The organism is Alkalihalobacillus sp. AL-G (assembly GCF_030643805.1).
In the GTDB taxonomy this organism is placed as follows: domain Bacteria; phylum Bacillota; class Bacilli; order Bacillales; family Fictibacillaceae; genus Pseudalkalibacillus.
On record NZ_CP094656.1, the window covers coordinates 2,924,934 to 2,943,320 of the forward strand.

Consider the following 18,387-nt stretch of genomic DNA (forward strand, 5'->3'; position numbering starts at 1 on the left):
TGTCGTTCTCTCAACTGGATTACAAAATGTAGTTGAATAATTCTACTCGAAGATTTTCAGGATCGTTTTCTTTTTGATATAATTCCAAGTTCCAACTCGTATTGGAACGTATATACCCTTTCTCTTCAATCCATTGATGCAATTGAGCATAACTATTTCTCATTAGGTTATTTGGTCCTATATGTAAAATGGTAGCATATCTTTGCGCTGGAATTGTCAAAGTAGTCATATTTTCTGGTATGTCTTTATATTCACTTACTTGAACACCAATCCAATAACCATCTTGCTCTGGTGATGATTCTTCTACCACAAAAGCTCCTATCTGTTGACCTGAGTTTGTGACATTCTCAATTTCTACCGTTCTCTCTTTTAATACCTTTGCAGCTTTTGGTATTTCTTCAATATACCTTTCATCTGCACAAACTACTCTAAACCCGACTATTTTTACTTCGCCTAATTCTTTAACAGATTTTTCACTTATAACTTCCTGATTCATGTATTTCACTCCTTAAATCGATTCTATCTTACATAATTGCTCTTCTACATCATATGTAAGATTCCTCCATTTCTTTGTTAGGAGTATAAGTTTGCCCGTTACCTTATGTGGTCTTCGATTTAACTGGCCCAAGTCCTCAGTAACAGGCAATCACCCTGCACAGGAATTGCCCCTTATATGGAATAAGTAGATATCCACTATTAGCACGTATAGTGAAAAAGAGATTTTAAACAATCGTACCTGTTAGTCGAATTACCCCAAAATAAACCCTACGATTGTTAAAGAAAAAATTATTGGTATCATACAACCAATACCCAAACAACCTTCAAATAAGTTATCGAGAAATGAACGGAATTTATCTTTCTTAGTCTCCTTGTTATTAAACAATTGAGACATATTTCCCACCAACCTCAGAAATTCATATGATTAAACTTCTTTCCATACTTCTTTCCAAATCCTATTAAAAATAAGTTCCACTTTTTCTCCAACAATACTTTCAACTTTCTGGAACGGAGTACGCAAAAGAACATTCATTAAAAATAAAAAATATATTCAAATCGCTTATTATGTGAAATCATAGAAATTTTGCACATGCAACTATCACTAGGATTAAGTAAAATGCTACTGCAATGAATATTTTAAACTTTATACCTTCTATATCCTTAGTTTAAGATTTAAGGGAAAAACCAACCCATTAACTCACTTCTTTCGTTTCAAATCATGCTTTTGAGCACTTGTAATAATGAAGGTTAAAATGGACAAAATAATTAGCCCAAATAAAATAAATGCACCAATAATTATCATACTATTTATAATATCCAATTTAAATGAGATCGATATAATTAGTCCCAATGTTCCACCTATTAAAGCTCCAACTGTCAAAAATACTTTTGTTTGATTAAATCCTTTTATTTTTATGAGGTATAAGCCGATAGCTATATATAAAATTGGAATAATGATTGGTATAACGTTATTTAATAAGTCATTATTCAAAGCGGAACTCCCCTTCGTAAAAAACTATTAACAATTAGTATTTTCGCGATTGAAATCAACAATGCCTTATCATTCACATAATTGCCCGGTTAGAAAAAAAAGCCTTTCCACTAGAAACACCACCTAAATTCAATAAGGAGAGAGTATCCCTATTAAAGAAAAGCCCCCTTTGAAGAAAAGCGTACCTTTCAGCAAAAAGCCAAATGGTACACTTTTATGAGCAGTATTTTTCTTTTCCAGCTGGTAATGCATACCTGTTACACGGTAGTTTGCTTATACTCTACGAATCACTTTTTTGTTTTCTTCCCTTTTAAATTATTTGATTGAGTGTTACCTGCGCCCAAAAAGGAGTTCCAATGTACGCAAAGTGAGGTAATACCTTAATTTAATTTCTCACCGAATATACTAATCATTTAATCCCTTTCCATTGAGAATTTTCTGCATATACTTTTCAACCCTTGACTCTCGAGTTTTGGATTGTTTGGCTTTAGAAAAATAAAGAATGTATGCTCTTTGCCGTCCCGGCGTCAATGCTTCAAAAGCCGTTTTCAAGGTAGGGACTTCATCGAATTTATTTTGAAGTTCTTCAGGAATTGTAAGTTCTGTTTTCATTTTCACTTCCAAACCGGCTTTTTCAACTTCAATGGCTTCATTAATATAGGCTTTCAAGATGGGTTCCATTTCAACTATTTCTTGAACATTGGTGAACCGAATCTGGCGCGCAGCCTGTACATTCTCTGTTTGTTGGATTAAAATCCCATGGGGATCCTTAAACAAGGCACCTTTGTGAAACAGAAGCGCACAATATTCTTTAAATCCATGTATTAAAACGATGTTTTTATTCTCAAACGTGTAACAAGGATGCATCCACTTAAATTCTTCGGTCAGCTCACAGTCAAGAACGATATTTCTTAACGTCTCAAATTCTCCCTTCCACTTTTTGGCTTTTCGTAAAAATCCATCAACCTTACGATTCATTTTACTATTTGTCATCAAGGAACACCCCTCTTCAATTTTTCGATCAACTGACAGTCAAGAATGGATCATTCTCAATTTCTCCAATTCTTTCTGTCACTTTTTGGCTTTACTTGAATATTCATCAACCTTGACTCGTTTTCCATAACCCACTTGGCAGCTTGCTTGGATTGGTTAAGGCGGACCAAACCTTCTCGATATAGAGGCGAAATCCTTATTAGATCAACGCCCCCGATTCTTGCTTCTGAGTAATCTTCGAATGATGTATTGAGCTCTCGATCCCGTTAGCGTAGCTACACTACAAACTAAGCTAACACCTTACATTTTTGCGTTTGAAACCAAGCTGCCCCCTATCTAAATCCTTTTGAATATTTTCGGAAGCAAGCAGGATACTGCTTTTTTTCTTGCCCCGCCTGACTTCGACTGGGCCTACTACCTTGGCGGTTTCAACCGCCTTTTCATGGAGTGGCAAATATGAAATCCCGACTGTGTAGATAAAATTATTCATAGCAGATTTCGTTCGATCAGGTGAATCGTGAATCGTACTTTCCACCTTATCAAGCATACTGGAAATCTTGCTTGTGCTAAATTCACCGTCCGGGCGATTACCCAAAAGCCAACAGTAACAACTCCAGCCTGCCGACATCCTAAGTTCTTCACCATTTGCAATCCATTTATCGGCAACATCTTGCGCAATATCGTTTTCTGCCAAAGTTACTGCAACCACATAATCGGACAGCATATAAAAATACGCCGCATCCATCCAACGTTCAAAATCCGCCTCAGTCATTGTCATTGGGTCCGCAATGATGCCGGCAAAATACATGGCATCGTAGTTCCCGGTAGCGTAAAGCTGCTCGGCTAAAGGCTGATTTCTCTTGATATTCTTTGCGAGCGGCTTCATTTTGCCTGTAGCCACACCAAAAAGCGGCTCGTGTGCACCATTGCTTATGTAAGTCTTTTTAATTCGATCCTTGCCGAGCGCTTCTAGTTCCTGCATAACCATTTCTAAATCCATGTATTGCACTTCCTTCCTTTATAATCCCACCTCATTGTATCCATCTAGCTTAGATTCTTTCCTAAGCAATGCTTTAACTTAATGTAAAAAATCAAAAGTGAAACACAAAGGTTATCCCATATTTTCACTACCTTTTCCCAATATTTTCCATCTGCATAAATTCTTGAGTATAAAAAGGTCATCACGTTGTTAGGCAATCGCACCCGTTCGTTTAATAATCACCTAAAAATTTTGTCTCCAATTCAATCTCTTTTACTGTCTTATCAAAATAAACCTTATAAGCCTTGGCATTAGGTCTTGAACTAACGATTTTACTTACATCTTGGTCCATATAGTGTAGAGCAACACCATCAGCAGCAGCAATACCCGACTTTATTTTACCTTTAGCTACAAATTCCTGATAGGAAGGTCTTCTATTTGATTCTCCATCATAAAGAGGGCAATTACTACCTTTTAGCAAACCTAAACACTCTAATGGTTCAAGTGCATCCCCAAATGAATCAGTAACTCCTTCTTCAAACCAACAAATGGAACCTGCACTGATGCCAACTAATACTACCCCTTGTTCCCAAGCCTTTTTTAATATAATATCTAGTCCCCATTCTTTCCATAAAATCAGTAAATTTTTGGTGTTACCACCGCCAACATAAATTATATCTTTATTTAATAGAAAGCTCTCCAATTCTCTGGTTTGAGGTTTGAATAATGAAAGATGTGATGGTTTACAATTTTGCTTTTCAAAGAAGTTATAAAACCTTGAAATGTAGTTATCTGAATCTCCACTTGCAGTAGGAACGAAACAAATCTTGGGCTTTATTTTGCTTGATTGATTAAGTACGTACAAATCCAGCAACGGATTTTCTGGTTCCATAGAGAATCCACCGCCACCAAGAGCAATCACTTGCCTCATCTGTTTACATCCTTTCCGTTTTTTATGTCTTATTCAACTCTTCAACCCTTTTGTTAGCAATGAGGACGATTACCTTATGCAGCAATCGTCCCCTTATATGGAATAAGGAAAATTGATTTTAAAAGACCTTTCGGATTTTATGCTGTGGGTAGAGGTTTTCTGGTTTTCTGCTCGTTAGTTCAAACCAACCTTTTACATTTTGAATTAGGCTTGGGAGGTAAGAGGATGTTTAACTTGGAACAATGGAAACTCATTGTTCCCACTTATTTTTACAAATAACACATCATCCCCATTAAAGATATAACGTTGAGTTTTAATCCCTTGATAGTCAGGAGTATAATGGAAGACAATTTTATTAATATCGTAATGAGAAATCTTTGAAAGGATTTTATCAATGTTAACCGCTTTTTTACTCACCATATCAAAAATATCTACTTGCCCGTCCTCTTGTTCAAAAATTACAATTGCCTCTTCATCCTCAAGGTAATAAATATCATTGTTAAATACATATATACAATAAAACATCAGTAACCCTTGAGTGTTATCCGTCCCAAAGCGTTTTGAAACTGGAACTCTTTCTAATGCAAGTTCATAAATGAACTTAAGATCATCAATATTACTTCCATCTAATTTACGAATACCTGTTACACCATTTTGACTCGTTGAATACTCCATTGAAAACTGATATTCTTTTACTGGCTTAAATCCGAATTTAGGATAAAATTCTAAAACACTTTGATTAGCAAACAAGTACATAAAGTCATATTTATTTTCGTATTCTTCTAAAACCTTGTTCATTAGACTTGCTGAAAGTCCTCGATCTCGATAATCAGGGTGTGTCATAACTGTCCCTATTTGTATAGCTCTTTTTTTCTCACCATTTATCACGAATTCCAATAGGTTTACCGAAACATTTGCTATCACTTTATCCCCATCAGTATAAGAAAAGGGAATATAACGGTTATTCCAATATCCTTTTTGATACCAATCTTCAAAATTTATACCAAATATCAACGTAGCAAGTTCATTGAAACTTTTTCTTAATTTCTCATTATTTTTGTAATCCTTATAAAAAGTTAATCCTGTCATCTTCCTCTCCATCCCAATAACCACCTAGTCTAAGTACATTTCTTCATATTCCCAAACCAATATTAACATAAATATCCAGGTTTTGTTTGGCAGCCTTACTCCATTAATTGAATAATCCAAAAAGACGCACTTAATCAAGAAGTGCACCCGATTGTTGAAGATCCTTCTTAAACTGATCTGTATCAGCTTTATTGCAGAAAAACCCCCGATTATTGAGCAAGTATTTTAATCAAACGATATGAAACCATCATTTTTATAATAATAAATGCTTCTAACAGTTGCGACTCTGAGTATTGGGAAAGTTGCTGTTTTGCATCATTAACTATATCTTGAACAGTTGCTATATTGAACATAAAAATAGTTTGTTATCAATAGCAATTTAGGAGTATCTCCATTCTTTTTGTTCGTCGCCTGAATATAAGCCAATTTAACTGATTTAGTTTATGAAATTTGGAAAGTAAATCATTTATTTTCATCATCAATACCCCTAATTATATTATCACTTCAAAAAGTGCGTGCGATTTTTTTTAACAGAAACGTATCCGTTGGTTGAATTTAGAGTATTATACGCCACCATTGCGAAGAACAATTAAATTTATAAGGATTATAATACCAATTGGAAAAATGATAAAAAGAAAAATCATTTTCCACAAGGTTCTTATTGTACTTTTAATAAATAAGATTATTGACATTACTATTGTTAATAATATAAATACAATAAAAACCCCTCCTGCCCACAACGGAGGCAGAACAAAATAATAGGAAATAAAAAATAATAAGTAAACAATCGCAAAAAATATTAAGTATTTCAAAGCTTACCTCCCATGGAAAAATTTTTCTTGGTGATAAACTCTCTTTTAAAAAATATTACCTGAACATAGGGAAGGTTCTTCAATTAAAGCCGCCCCTATAATGGAATACCACCTTCTCACTTAATTTCTTTGTTATCGTAGTATTGCGTCCAATATTTGAAGAATGAAATTAAAACTTTTCCCTAGGTGGGTCCGTTCTCAATTTCAAATTTAGCGTAAATTTAGACCATTAGCGAGCCACGAAAACCCCTGGCAGCATAGTAGGATTCTGCTCCATTGTAATACACGAAGACGTGACCGAAGCGACAATCACAAAAAAGTGCACCGCCGAGTTCTCTTATATCAGAGGGTGTTTGCACCCAGCTCGACGTTTTCATATCGAAATTTCCAAGTTTCTGCAACACTTGATATTGTTCTTCAGTCAAAAGTTTTATACCCATGGAAGTTGCCATATCAATAGCGTTGTTTTCAGGTTTATGTTTTTTTCTTGACTCTAGCGCTTCACGGTCGTAACAAACACTTCTGCGACCTTTAGGACTTTCCGCTGAACAATCATAAAAAATGTATTCGCCCTTCTTTTTATCAAAACCAACAACATCCGGTTCACCACCAGTTCTTTCCATTTCATTGAGCGACCACAGTTTTTCATTATGAACATCCAGCTTTGCTTGTACTTTAGCCCATTCAAGACCTTTATGGCGGTTCATGTTTTTCTCAAAACGTGCTTTTAATGCTCTGAGTAATTCTTCACGTTTTTCTAGTGACAACTCCTTATTTCTCTTTGTCAAATTCGTTTCCCCCTTATTGTTTTTACTCATAAATGGTTTAAGGACTAAACTGCTCCGTTAGCTTTAGAACATTTCTTCACAATCTCCTCAGTATAGTTTAACATAAATATCCAATTTTCTTTTTGAGTGTTATTCAAGAAATTTGCCCTTATGTACAACAACTATCGAATCGTTTTATTCCGTTATCCTGCCGTGGATTGCTTAATACCAATTATTTCAAAATTTATGATTTTATCACAAGCCTTTATTTCAAAAAGAAAGACGCTTTCCTTGTTACAGAAAAGCCCCCCTATGGAATAAGCATAACAAATAATATTTGGATATTTTTATGTACTGTCCTCTATTTTTTGTTATCGATATAATTGCTCCATGGATAAGCCTCTTTGCTGAAAGAAAGAACTCTTTTATTCAACCTTGCTTAATTTGATAATTTCTTGTTCCTCAACAGAATTAGGATAAATAATTACTTCAACCTCAATCTCGTCCTTTATATCAACTTCAATAGAATTTGCATCCTTTGCTTTGTAAACACCTTCATCTGTCTTTTGTGCTAATGTTTTAGTTTCTACAATATCTTCAAAACTAACAACCATTGGCACTTCATCCTTAGAAAAACCACCTTTAGAAATAGCAGTTATTTCGAGTGATCGCACTTCCCCTTTTACTGATACAACGTCTTGAATTTCCCAATTTTCATTATGGCCTTCATATGTTCCTGAAATTTCTTTACTTAAACAACCAGTAACTAATATTAAAATTATTATGAAACAAAATAAAACTCTAATTTGTACCAACTCCTTATCTAACTATCCCACCACTTTACCTTTAATAATGTTATGGTACAATCTCCTTATTGAATAAACGGAACAATACAACTACTCCACATACCAATAGTGAAGTAACATCTTAGTTTTAATTTTTTATATAAGATTTTAGGATTATATTAATAAGCCTATAAATTAAATACAACAAAATAAATATTACACTAACAGATAAAACGTAATTGATAATATTAAATTCTCGAAACTCCCAAAAACTATATCCAAAATGCCACGGTATAGGTGGATCAATTTCGGGTACTCCTTGTTTATAAAAAGGGAATGGAAACCCTAAAACTATCTCCTCTGTTGATTTTATTTCTTCACGAGTATTAAACCTTACCCTTGTAACGAAAACAGTAAATAATGTAATTACTAACGAAATAATTATTAGTATTATTTTTTTCACTCAAAAACTCCCCTTTGTTCAATACCAATTATTTCAAATAAACAAATTTTACTCAAGGATTATTTCCCATCAAAAAAGAGGCATATCTTATTTCAGATACCCCCGTTCAATATGCTTTGTATTTAATTCAGCTAAAATTGCTTTTAATTCAATTAAATTATCAATTATCATATCAGCTTGAGAAAGTTCATCTTCTCGAGCAAAATCAAAATTGCATCCTATTGAAACTAAACGATTATCTTTAGCTGCATTTATATCCGATAGGCGATCTCCTACTACTGCTGCATTGGTAATATCATATTTTTTTATAATACTCTGAACTAAGTCTGATTTATTCAAAGATTCAATTTGTTGGATACTAAATGTTTCAGTAACCCAATTATCCAAATTATAATAACTCACAATTGCTTTTAAATATTCCGTTAAACCATTGCTTGCTATGTAAATTGAACAATTATTCTCTTTCAAATAACTGAAAACTTCCTTTAGATTAGGATATAAAACACCTTTCCCACTTCTTATATTTTCAACTAATCTTTCCAGAAAATAAGCATTAGTTTGTTCTCTTACTTCATTGGAATGATTAGGTAACAAAGCTTCCCATACTTTTGGTAAAGGTACACCCATAATTTCACGGTATTTATCAATAGGGGTTACTGTATCCCATTTATTTAGTGACCGTAAATGGTTAAAAGTATCATCAAGTGACAATTCTAATATCTTATCTGTTTGAAATAGTGTTCCATCCATATCAAAGATGAGTGATTGAGACATTACTTTTCTCTCCCTTTTAAAATAACAAATTACCTTCAAAGGTTTAGCAAAGAAAGTATGATAATTTAACCAATACTTCTTAAACTAAACTGCTGCCTTCAGTAAGAGAAAGGCGATCACCTTGTGCGGCAATTGCCCCCGATAATTGAAGACGGAAATCAACTTAACAACAGGGTCTTTTTATTTCTGTATAGACTTTCTTATCGATTTAACACTGTTATACAATCCAATAAATAATAAAACACTTGTAATAAAATATGGAGCTACATATTGAAAAGTACTTCTTCCCATATCTGGACCACCGCTACTCCACAAAACTTCATGCCACCAGAATAATCCGAATGCTCCAAGTAAGGTTAAAAGTAAACCTAATATATCTTTTATCATTTTTAGTTCCTCCTTTTTCGTTATCAATATTTCACCATAAAAACCCATTTAAAAGAGTCATATTTAAAATGGACAATATAGCCGGATAAAAATATACAATATCGTCGCCTTAAATTTCGACAAGCTTCATAATTATATTGATTCCTAGTAGGAGTGTTTAATACCAATTATTTCAAAACCAGACGACTAACTCAATCCTTAATTTTCATAAATAAAGACACTTACCTTATTACAGATAAGCGCGCGATTCTGGAAGAATAATATTCATTTAAATAAAGCCGTTTTAATTCCGTTAAACTCAAAAGAACCGATTGTTTAACAATAGTTCAATTCGATAAAGCAACCAATTTTATATATTTTCCATTACTACCTTCGAATTTGTTCTCACATCTTCTAACCCATTGACCGTAAGGTCTGCTATTTTACCCACATTACCACAAATATATTTGTATCCATTACCCAATCCTTGAATGTATGATGTAAGAAATCCCTCCACTATTTTCAATCTTTCTGAACTATCGACAGTTTTATACTCTACTTGTAAATCCCTTAAGATTCGCCGTGCCAAACAAATGTCGGGCGGCGTATCGACAAATACAACAAAGTCCAAGACATCACTTATTCCCTTCCTAAGCCTTCCGAAGGGCTCTTCAACGATTATATACTCAGATGGGATAAGTTCTCGCCCCCAAGGATCGGTAATTTTTTTGCCATTCCTTAATTGAGTAATGTCTTGATCAAAATTCGGGCTCGTGATCTCACATGGGTCAATCTCATCACCGAGGGATAGTCTCGACTTCATGTCGTGGGGATAATGTGTGGTTGCTTGATAGGCATCAAAGTAAAGCGCAGCGGCATTCAACTGTTTGGATAGTTCATTGACAAGCGTTGATTTCCCAGAGCCTGAGGTTCCTGATATTGCGATAATATTCCCCAAAATAATTCTCCTCCATCCAATGGATAACACCTCGGTTATAATAACTACTTCTGTTCCCTTTCAAAATTTCCTGCTTTGTTCCACAATCTTGCCTGATGAACAAAGAAAGGACGCAATTTTATTCCGGATTGCGCCCTATTCTGGAATACCTTAAATCTGGCTCATTCTTAAAGTACTTAAAATGTTGGACTAAATTCTTTTAAATAAATGCCATTGGCTAATCGTGAAGTATGAACAGGTGGTGTTCGAGAGGAATTATCTTCAAAATAATACACCATCCTATTATTTAAGAATCTATTCCAGACCTCTTTTTTTCTAGTTCTATATTCCTTATCGCTGCCCCAAGCAACAATAATAGTATCAGCACTTTTAACAGCAGTTTGTAAATAGAAATCGTTTTCAATACCAATAAATTCAGGTTTTGCAGACAGTTTCTTTGAGTCAGTTTCAATATAAGCAAATAGGTTCACGACTTCTATTGAACCGTAATTCTTATCGATACAAAAATTAAGACAACGATTAATAGATAAATCGTTTTTTAACACATTTGCTATGCTGGGATTAAGCATAATTATTGTTGCTTTTTTTAACCTTCTATCCCAAATCCTCGTCAGCGAGTATCTAAAAATAGGGTTTTTAGCATTATCAAAAGTTGCATCAAACTCCATTAGTACTCCTCCCATATATCACACTCCTCTACCGAATCACCTTGTGCAGCAGTCGCTCCCTATTTTTGAATAACGAACACATTCCAATACTTTTGAATTGCCCCCGACTGTTGAAGACTGATTACTTCTCAAATAAGTTATCGCCATCATATGCTGTAGACCAATGATAAGGCTGCACCTCAGATAGTTTTTTGTAAACAATATTTTCACCTGGTACACTAATTGCAACCTTGACGTTTGGCCCCCAATAAAAGAGTCTTTCTTGGCATATTCCGCACGGCGACAAAACTTTGTATTCAGAGTGTTCATCATCACGAACTACACATATGGAGTGAGTAACCCGTTTATTTAATTTATGAGCCTCTAAAATAGAACCTGTTTCCATACAAAGATTAGTTGAGTCATTAATCACTTCTGGTGCTATACTTGTTAAGACGGTGCCATCTTCTAACCCTATAGCCGCAGCACCCCCCCAACCAATTGGATATCTTCGTTCTATTAGTTCAATTACTGCTTCATATAATTGTTGTTCAATACTCATTTTTTGCCTCCCTCTCAATACATACAAATTATTTCAAATTATTAGATCTAACTCAATCATTAATTTCATAATACAGGGGCTTATCCTATTTCGGATAAGCCCCTTATAATGGTATAACTGTAAAGCTAATGAAGCTTTATTAAAAGCTGCGTTTCCCTGGCCAAGCTCCTTGCATTTTACTAAGGAATACAATTTGCCCAATATGATATGCGTCGTGCATTGCTAAACTCTTCAGTTCAAGCACTAATGAATTATCTTCTCCTGGGATCTGTCTATACAAATCTTCATGTTCTGATCTTGCTAGTATTTTTCCAAGTTCACGATGAACATAAAAGTATTCTTGTTTTGTTTCCTTCCACTTTTCTAACGTCTTAGTTGGTAATCGAAATGTAGAGTCATTATTTTCTGCCTGTTGTTCATTCGCTGTTTCACCAAGAAATCGCATCAGAAATCTCTTTTCATAGAAAAGTAAATGACAAACTAATTCCCAAATTGAATTCATTTCCCCATCAGCTGGTTTCCAAATTGCCTGTTCAAAAGTAATATCCTCTAGCACTTTTTCAAGTGGTGGAAACCAGTCTTCTTCATCTAAGCAGCTTGCCCATTGTTGTAACAAAAGTGTCTTTATATCCATTTTCTATTCCCTCCAATTTCATCCCTTTAATAGATAATCCCTTTGGTCAAAATTCACTTGCGGCATGTTGTAGATAGCTCACTAATTAAGGTGTCATGCCAATTCCTTGTTCAATTAAACCCCGATTGTTGAAGATCTTAAGTACTATGTCTTTTTGAATTAACGTACCCAATAGTTGAATACATCTGCAGTAGCATTTGATTGGATCACTTATGCTTCTTACGGACAACAGATCCGTTATTTCCATAAAACACACTATTTCAAGAGATGTTACGGACAGAGAATCCGCTATTTGCATAAATAGGCTTCAAAATAGCCGTTTTTTCATGCATTAGCGGATCGAGTGTCCGTTAGTTCCCCAAAATGACCGATTTTTCAAGAATAGCGGAACCTCAGTCCGTTAGTAGGAAAATAACGAACATCCGCCTTGTTCCACAATCGGCTTTTCTGGAATTACCTAGAAATCCGATTTTAGACCCTTTAAACTCTTCTGTGTTTGTTATCATTAAAGGCGCTTTCCTTATGAAGAAAAGCGCATTATTTTTTCATAACAAGTAGTCTTATATAAGTTACGGTGCTTGTTTGATTGATCCAAATAAACTATTTATTGTCATTGGTGTTTTTTCAGCATTTGTTGGAGGAATTCTTCGGATTTTCCTTTTGGAATACTGAGGCTTTTCCAATTCTCACCTTTTAATTGTTTACCGATATAGACGATTTGCCCTATATGAGAAGCATAATGAGCCATTTGTCTCTCGATTGCATCCAGAGCGGTATGTCCTTCGCCACGAATATAAATGGTTTTCATTAAATCCGTCCCTCGTAACTCATCCATTTCTTTAAACAGAACTTTCCAGCCCTTTTCCCAAATTTCCATCAATTCTTGCTTGGAGGAAATCGTATTTTGAAATTCATGATCACGGTTTCTGGAAATTTTTTCTCCATCTGTTGTTAAAAAATCCGTCCATCTCGATACCATGTTTCCACTTAAATGTTTTACGATGACTGCAACACTATTGGAAGCGTCATTCAATACCCAATGGATATCGTCTTCAGATAATTGATGTATCGCTTTTTCTCCTTGATTTTTTGTGCTTCGGAACCTTTCTTTTACAACCCTCAAATACTCTTTTTCAAACGTCATACTTTTCCTCCTTTAAATCTCTGAATAGAATCTATTTTTATAACTTCGATTTAGTCAGAGTAATCCCTTTTTATTCGGGTCAGGATCGAGCACTCTATTAATATAGAAAAAAGCATGTGCTCTCAATATATGTGAGAGCACATGCTTTCGATGATTCAGCCGCGCATTACGGCGTTGAATTTGTCTTTTACAAAGTCGAGGACTTTGTCGTGTGCTTTCGTGACATCCTCATCTGTGAGTGTTCGTTCTGGGTCGAAATACGTCAACGAATAGGCGATTGATTTTTTCCCTTCTTCTAATCGGTCTCCTTCGTAAAGGTCGAAAATCGAGACATTCTTCAACAACTTTCCGCCTGCAGCCTTAATCCCGCTTTTTACTTCTCCAGCTTGGATATCCTGATCGAGTACGAGTGCAATATCCCGTGTAATTGATGGGAATCTTGGTAATGCCTCGAACAATACAGGATCAACATCCGTGTCAAACAATAGGTCTAGCTCAAGCTCGAACACGAATGTTTCTTTAATGTCCCATTCCTTCTGATCTGCCGGGTGAAGCTGACCGACAACTCCCACTTGTTTCCCGTCAAGCATAATGATCGCTGTACGTCCTGGATGGAATCCGTTTCGCTTTGCTTGTTCGTATTCAACTCGATCCTCTACTCCTAAAAGCTGAAACAGTCCATCAAGGATCCCTTTTACGACATAAAAGTCAACAGCCTTCTTCTCTCGTTGCCAAGGATGCGCATGCCATAACCCGGAAATCGCCCCGGCAAGCTTCTGATGTTCGTTCGGAAGCTCGTTCATTCCAGAGTCCTTTGCAAGATATGTGGATCCGACTTCATAGACAGCGACATCGTTCATTTGGCGATTTTGATTGTATTCCACGACCTCTAACAGCTGTGGAATGATTGTTCTGCGTAATACCGCACGCTCTTCGCTCATCGGCATTGAAACCGAAACATAATCCGGTTCTCCATCCGTTTCAAATCCATTATATTGGTTGGCTTTTCTTTCCGTCGTCAATGAGTACGTAATTGCTTGAAAAAGTCCTTCACTTTCAAGGTATCGGCGTACGTTTCGGCGCTTTTTCTGACCATCCGTCAACGCACCTTGGGTTGTAGACCCTTCTGGAAGTGTTGTCGGAATCGTATCATAGCCGTAAATTCTCCCGATTTCCTCGATCAAGTCTTCCTCTAGTGTTATGTCCGGTCGTCTTGTTGGAACTTCAACCTGAAAGCTGTCTTCCTCTATTCCATAGTTGAAATCAAGACGTTGGAAAATCTCCTGGACCTCCTCTGTTGCAATCGATGTTCCGAGAACTTTATTCGCTCGAGTGACCGATACGGAAACCTCATCGCAATCCACATAACGCGGTCCGGACTCGACAATCCCTTCCAGCACTTCACCGCCTGCAAGCTCCACTAACAATTCGGCGGCACGATTGGCTGCTTCATATACCCGGTTGCGGTCGAGGCCTTTTTCAAACCGTGTCGATGATTCACTTCGCAGTCCTAAATCCTTTGATGCTAGACGTACGAGTGACGGATTGAAATAAGCTGCTTCCAATAAAATCGTTGTTGTTGAATCGGTTACTTCAGAATCCGCACCACCCATCACACCCGCAACTGCAACAGGGTTTGTTCCATTCGTGATTACGAGATGGCCCGCTTTCAACGTTCTCATTTCATCATCCAGTGTCTTGATCTGCTCACCATCTTTCGCGCGACGGATGAGGATTTCCTTTGATCCAAATTGGTCGTAATCAAAGGCGTGCAGCGGCTGACCATATTCCAATAAGACATAGTTCGTTATATCGACGACATTGCTGATCGGTCGAATGCCCGCAGCAATCAAACGGTTTTGTAACCATAATGGAGATGGCCCGACCTGAATGTTACGGATCACTTTTGCACCGTAATACGGATTATCTTCATGATTTTCAATGTTGACGGAGATATAATCCGATGCTGTCTCGGTTTGCTCCTTGAATGAGGGCTTAGGGAATTGGACCTTTTTGTTTAGAACCGCAGCGACTTCATATGCGACGCCCATCATATTCAAGCAATCGGCTCGGTTCGGTGTCAACCCGAGCTCTAATATGGAATCATCCAAGTTTAAATAGCCGAGTGCATCGCTCCCGACAATCGCTTCATCTGAGAGGACATGAATGCCGTCCGCAAACTCCTTCGGAACCATTTTCGCATCGACGCCAAGCTCTTCGAGTGAACAGATCATTCCATGAGAGGCCTCTCCTCGCAGTTTCGCCTTTTTGATTTTAAAATTACCAGGCAATACCGCTCCGACGGTCGCAACCGCAACTTTCTGTCCAGCTGCGACGTTCGGAGCACCGCAAATGATTTGTGCTGGTTCAGCCTCTCCGATGTTCACTTTGCAAAGGTTCAGCTTATCTGCATTAGGATGCTGTTCACACGTCTCGACATAGCCGACAACAACACCTCTCATCCCCTCGTTTAGGACTTCAACCCCTTCAACCTCGATACCGCTTTTCGTGATCAGGTCAGCAAGCTCGTGCGGATTGACGCCTTCAAGGTCCACATATTGTTTTAACCAATTATAAGAAACTAACATTTATTTTCACTCCTCAACTACCGAGATTTATGCACGCTTGAATTGTTCTAAGAAACGAAGGTCATTAGCGTAAAAATGGCGAATGTCCTCAATGCCATATTTCAACATCGCAATCCGTTCCGGTCCCATACCGAAAGCGAAACCTGTGTATTTCTTTGGATCGAACCCTGCCATCTCAAGGACATTCGGGTGTACCATTCCAGATCCGAGAATTTCGATCCAGCCTGTTCGTTTACATATCGAGCATCCACTTCCATTACATTTGAAACACGATACATCGACCTCAACGGATGGTTCCGTGAACGGGAAAAAACTTGGACGAAGACGGATTTCCCGCTCCTCTCCGAACATTTTTTGGGCAAACGTAGTCAATACCCCTTTCAAATCACTCATTCGGACATTCTCATCGACCAAAAGCCCTTCGATTTGCATGAATTGATGGGAGTGGGTCGCATCATCCGTATCCCGGCGGTACACTTTCCCCGGACTGATGATCTTAACGGGGCCTTTTCCTTTATGTCGCTCCATTGTACGTGCTTGGACCGGTGAAGTTTGCGTACGCAATAGGAAATCCTCGGTAATGAAAAAGGAATCCTGCATGTCTCTTGCCGGATGGTTTTTCGGAAGGTTCAACGCTTCGAAGTTGTAGTAGTCGGTTTCTACTTCAGGACCTTCCGCCACAGAGAAGCCCATTCCGATGAACAAATCCTCAATCTCTTCGATGACTGCTGTCAACGGGTGTGCGTTTCCACGACGAACGGGGCGACCTGGAAGTGTCACATCGATCGTTTCGTTAGCGAGCTGTTCATCGAGCTTAGCTTCCTCAAGTTTTTTTACCTTGTCGTCGATTTTTGAGGTGACGGCTTCCCGTACCTCGTTCGCAAGCTGCCCCATTTTGGGACGCTCTTCAGCAGGTAGCTTCCCCATCCCTTTTAAAACTTCAGTAATCGGTCCTTTTTTTCCTAAGTATTCAACACGGATGTCCTGCAACTCTTTTAAAGATGAAGCCTGTTCGACTTTTCCAATCGCTTCAGTTTGCAGTGTTATCAAACGGTCTTGCATAATCGGTTCCTCCTCAATGGTTTTTCGTGCAAATAAAAAAATCTCCTCCCCTTAAAGGGACGAAGATTCGCGTTACCACCCTAATTAATGACCAACAATATCGAGGTCATTCACTTCATTCATGTAACGGTTTCCCGGCACGATCTTGGGCTCACACGACGTTAGTCAGTTCGACGTTGCAACAAGGCGTCAGAAATATTTGCTTCAGTGCAATTTTGCGCCGAGTAATCGCAGGCGCAGGATGTTGCGTAATTAGTCGAACTTCATTATACATAATAATGATGAGCTTTCGAAAGGCAACTCCAGAGTGAATTCCACTATTACGTCCATAAGCGTGCTTCCAGTCTCTGGCACACTCTCCCTAGATGGCGTTTCCATAATGTACTATTTTCCTTCATCGTTATTCTTACTATTTTATTTTCCTAAGTATGATACGTGCTAAACTTCTTCCTATTATATAAGATTTGAATACAACCCTGCAACTATTGATTGACACGATTTTGTTTCATGCCGTATAAAAGAATCCCTGCTGCAACTGCGACGTTCAATGACTCTGCTTTTCCGTAAATCGGGACGAATAGATTCTGATCCGTTTTCTCCAAAAGATCTGGGGAAACTCCATTCGCTTCGTTTCCTAAAAGAAGGGCATAACCTCCTGGATCAGATTCCTTCGTATAGGCAACGCCGTCTTGAAGGGCTGTTCCGTAAACCTTGATACCGCCTTTTTTAAAACGATCAATCCATTCGTTCAAATTCCCCTTGGTCACTTCAATATGAAATAAAGAGCCCTGGGTAGAGCGCAACACCTTACTGTTGAATAAGTCGACCGTACCTGAACCTAGAATTACTCCATCGACTCCTGCACTGTCCGCCGTACGGATTATCGTACCTAGGTTTCCCGGATCTTGTATTCCGTCAATCAATACGTATGTACCTTCCGGGTTCAATTCTATCGGTTTGGTTTCATTTTCAACGATTGCAATGACCCCTTGAGGTGATTCAGTATCCGATAGCTCATTGATGACAGAACTGGCAACAACCCACGTCGTCACATTCCCAGTATGCCACTTTGCAGGAATTTGAAACGATTCATCGATGATTAAATCTGAAACGGGGGCATGGCATAACAAGGCTTCCTCAACAAGATGAGGTCCTTCTATTATAAAACAACCTGCTTTATCTCTTCCCTTTTTACTATTTAGCTTTTTCCATTCCTTCACGCGATTGTTTTTTGGAGAGGCAATTCGATTCATGCGTTCCATTCCTTCTATATATATTTTCAATGAATTGGGATGCTTTTTGAACAACCTCTATTATAAGTGAATTTGATACATAATCCAATCA

Annotated in this window: 18 protein-coding genes; all 18 read right to left on the reverse strand. The window is 37.4% G+C overall.

Annotated elements, in window-relative coordinates; translation table 11 throughout:
* Positions 1–19: 19 nt before the first annotated feature.
* Positions 20–496 (reverse strand): GyrI-like domain-containing protein, encoded by a 477-nt coding sequence (locus tag MOJ78_RS14980; protein ID WP_304978137.1) that lies wholly within the window; start codon positions 494–496, stop codon positions 20–22.
* A 699-nt stretch (positions 497–1,195) separates the two neighbouring features.
* Positions 1,196–1,489 carry a hypothetical protein gene (locus MOJ78_RS14985; protein WP_304978138.1) on the reverse strand — a complete coding sequence of 98 codons (294 nt, stop codon included), beginning with the start codon at positions 1,487–1,489 and terminating at the stop codon, positions 1,196–1,198.
* 405 nt (positions 1,490–1,894) lie between these two features.
* Entirely contained in the window at positions 1,895–2,482 is a 588-nt protein-coding gene (locus tag MOJ78_RS14990) for a YdeI/OmpD-associated family protein (protein ID WP_304978139.1), read from the reverse strand.
* Between the two features lie 292 nt (positions 2,483–2,774).
* Entirely contained in the window at positions 2,775–3,482 is a 708-nt protein-coding gene (locus tag MOJ78_RS14995; RefSeq protein ID WP_304978140.1) for a DNA alkylation repair protein, read from the reverse strand.
* A 211-nt stretch (positions 3,483–3,693) separates the two neighbouring features.
* Positions 3,694–4,392 (reverse strand): Type 1 glutamine amidotransferase-like domain-containing protein, encoded by a 699-nt coding sequence (locus MOJ78_RS15000; protein WP_304978141.1) that lies wholly within the window; start codon positions 4,390–4,392, stop codon positions 3,694–3,696.
* 204 nt (positions 4,393–4,596) lie between these two features.
* Positions 4,597–5,493 carry a GNAT family N-acetyltransferase gene (locus tag MOJ78_RS15005; RefSeq protein WP_304978142.1) on the reverse strand — a complete coding sequence of 299 codons (897 nt, stop codon included), beginning with the start codon at positions 5,491–5,493 and terminating at the stop codon, positions 4,597–4,599.
* A 1,021-nt stretch (positions 5,494–6,514) separates the two neighbouring features.
* Positions 6,515–7,111, reverse strand: coding sequence for a DUF4256 domain-containing protein (locus tag MOJ78_RS15010; protein WP_304978143.1), 597 nt, complete (start codon positions 7,109–7,111; stop codon positions 6,515–6,517).
* A gap of 374 nt (positions 7,112–7,485) precedes the next feature.
* A complete protein-coding gene (locus MOJ78_RS15015) occupies positions 7,486–7,875 on the reverse strand; it encodes a hypothetical protein (protein ID WP_304978144.1) in 390 nt (129 codons plus the stop codon).
* Between the two features lie 520 nt (positions 7,876–8,395).
* Complete coding sequence (locus MOJ78_RS15020; RefSeq protein ID WP_304978145.1) at positions 8,396–9,082, reverse strand: HAD family hydrolase; 687 nt, start codon at positions 9,080–9,082, stop codon at positions 8,396–8,398.
* 180 nt (positions 9,083–9,262) lie between these two features.
* Entirely contained in the window at positions 9,263–9,469 is a 207-nt protein-coding gene (locus MOJ78_RS15025) for a hypothetical protein (protein WP_304978146.1), read from the reverse strand.
* 349 nt (positions 9,470–9,818) lie between these two features.
* Positions 9,819–10,406: a nucleoside/nucleotide kinase family protein gene (locus MOJ78_RS15030; protein WP_304978147.1), complete on the reverse strand. Its 588-nt coding sequence runs from the start codon at positions 10,404–10,406 to the stop codon at positions 9,819–9,821.
* Between the two features lie 176 nt (positions 10,407–10,582).
* The gene (locus MOJ78_RS15035; protein WP_304978148.1) at positions 10,583–11,074 is read right to left on the reverse strand and encodes a DUF1643 domain-containing protein; all 492 of its coding nucleotides are present in this window, start codon (positions 11,072–11,074) and stop codon (positions 10,583–10,585) included.
* Positions 11,075–11,195: 121 nt separating this feature from the next.
* Positions 11,196–11,615, reverse strand: a complete 420-nt coding sequence (locus MOJ78_RS15040) for a cytidine deaminase (RefSeq protein ID WP_304978149.1) — start codon at positions 11,613–11,615, stop codon at positions 11,196–11,198.
* A 139-nt stretch (positions 11,616–11,754) separates the two neighbouring features.
* Positions 11,755–12,249: a DinB family protein gene (locus MOJ78_RS15045; RefSeq protein WP_304978150.1), complete on the reverse strand. Its 495-nt coding sequence runs from the start codon at positions 12,247–12,249 to the stop codon at positions 11,755–11,757.
* Between the two features lie 610 nt (positions 12,250–12,859).
* Entirely contained in the window at positions 12,860–13,393 is a 534-nt protein-coding gene (locus tag MOJ78_RS15050; RefSeq protein WP_304978151.1) for a DUF1572 domain-containing protein, read from the reverse strand.
* Between the two features lie 155 nt (positions 13,394–13,548).
* Positions 13,549–15,981 carry a phenylalanine--tRNA ligase subunit beta gene (pheT, locus tag MOJ78_RS15055; protein WP_304978152.1) on the reverse strand — a complete coding sequence of 811 codons (2,433 nt, stop codon included), beginning with the start codon at positions 15,979–15,981 and terminating at the stop codon, positions 13,549–13,551.
* Positions 15,982–16,008: 27 nt separating this feature from the next.
* A complete protein-coding gene (pheS, locus tag MOJ78_RS15060; RefSeq protein WP_304978153.1) occupies positions 16,009–17,043 on the reverse strand; it encodes a phenylalanine--tRNA ligase subunit alpha in 1,035 nt (344 codons plus the stop codon).
* A 482-nt stretch (positions 17,044–17,525) separates the two neighbouring features.
* Positions 17,526–18,296, reverse strand: coding sequence for a TrmH family RNA methyltransferase (locus MOJ78_RS15065; RefSeq protein WP_304978154.1), 771 nt, complete (start codon positions 18,294–18,296; stop codon positions 17,526–17,528).
* Between the last annotated feature and the right edge of the window lie 91 nt (positions 18,297–18,387).

Bases quoted from the DNA above. Each gene is read 5' to 3' on its own strand.
- MOJ78_RS14980 (WP_304978137.1), bottom strand. From the start codon at position 496: ATGAATCAGGAAGTTATAAGTGAAAAATCTGTTAAAGAATTAGGCGAA.
- MOJ78_RS14990 (WP_304978139.1), bottom strand. From the start codon at position 2,482: ATGACAAATAGTAAAATGAATCGTAAGGTTGATGGATTTTTACGAAAA.
- MOJ78_RS14995 (WP_304978140.1), bottom strand. From the start codon at position 3,482: ATGGATTTAGAAATGGTTATGCAGGAACTAGAAGCGCTCGGCAAGGAT.
- MOJ78_RS15000 (WP_304978141.1), bottom strand. From the start codon at position 4,392: ATGAGGCAAGTGATTGCTCTTGGTGGCGGTGGATTCTCTATGGAACCA.
- MOJ78_RS15005 (WP_304978142.1), bottom strand. From the start codon at position 5,493: ATGGAGAGGAAGATGACAGGATTAACTTTTTATAAGGATTACAAAAAT.
- MOJ78_RS15010 (WP_304978143.1), bottom strand. From the start codon at position 7,111: ATGAGTAAAAACAATAAGGGGGAAACGAATTTGACAAAGAGAAATAAG.
- MOJ78_RS15020 (WP_304978145.1), bottom strand. From the start codon at position 9,082: ATGTCTCAATCACTCATCTTTGATATGGATGGAACACTATTTCAAACA.
- MOJ78_RS15025 (WP_304978146.1), bottom strand. From the start codon at position 9,469: ATGATAAAAGATATATTAGGTTTACTTTTAACCTTACTTGGAGCATTC.
- MOJ78_RS15035 (WP_304978148.1), bottom strand. From the start codon at position 11,074: ATGGAGTTTGATGCAACTTTTGATAATGCTAAAAACCCTATTTTTAGA.
- MOJ78_RS15040 (WP_304978149.1), bottom strand. From the start codon at position 11,615: ATGAGTATTGAACAACAATTATATGAAGCAGTAATTGAACTAATAGAA.
- MOJ78_RS15045 (WP_304978150.1), bottom strand. From the start codon at position 12,249: ATGGATATAAAGACACTTTTGTTACAACAATGGGCAAGCTGCTTAGAT.
- MOJ78_RS15050 (WP_304978151.1), bottom strand. From the start codon at position 13,393: ATGACGTTTGAAAAAGAGTATTTGAGGGTTGTAAAAGAAAGGTTCCGA.
- pheT (WP_304978152.1), bottom strand. From the start codon at position 15,981: ATGTTAGTTTCTTATAATTGGTTAAAACAATATGTGGACCTTGAAGGC.
- pheS (WP_304978153.1), bottom strand. From the start codon at position 17,043: ATGCAAGACCGTTTGATAACACTGCAAACTGAAGCGATTGGAAAAGTC.
- MOJ78_RS15065 (WP_304978154.1), bottom strand. From the start codon at position 18,296: ATGAATCGAATTGCCTCTCCAAAAAACAATCGCGTGAAGGAATGGAAA.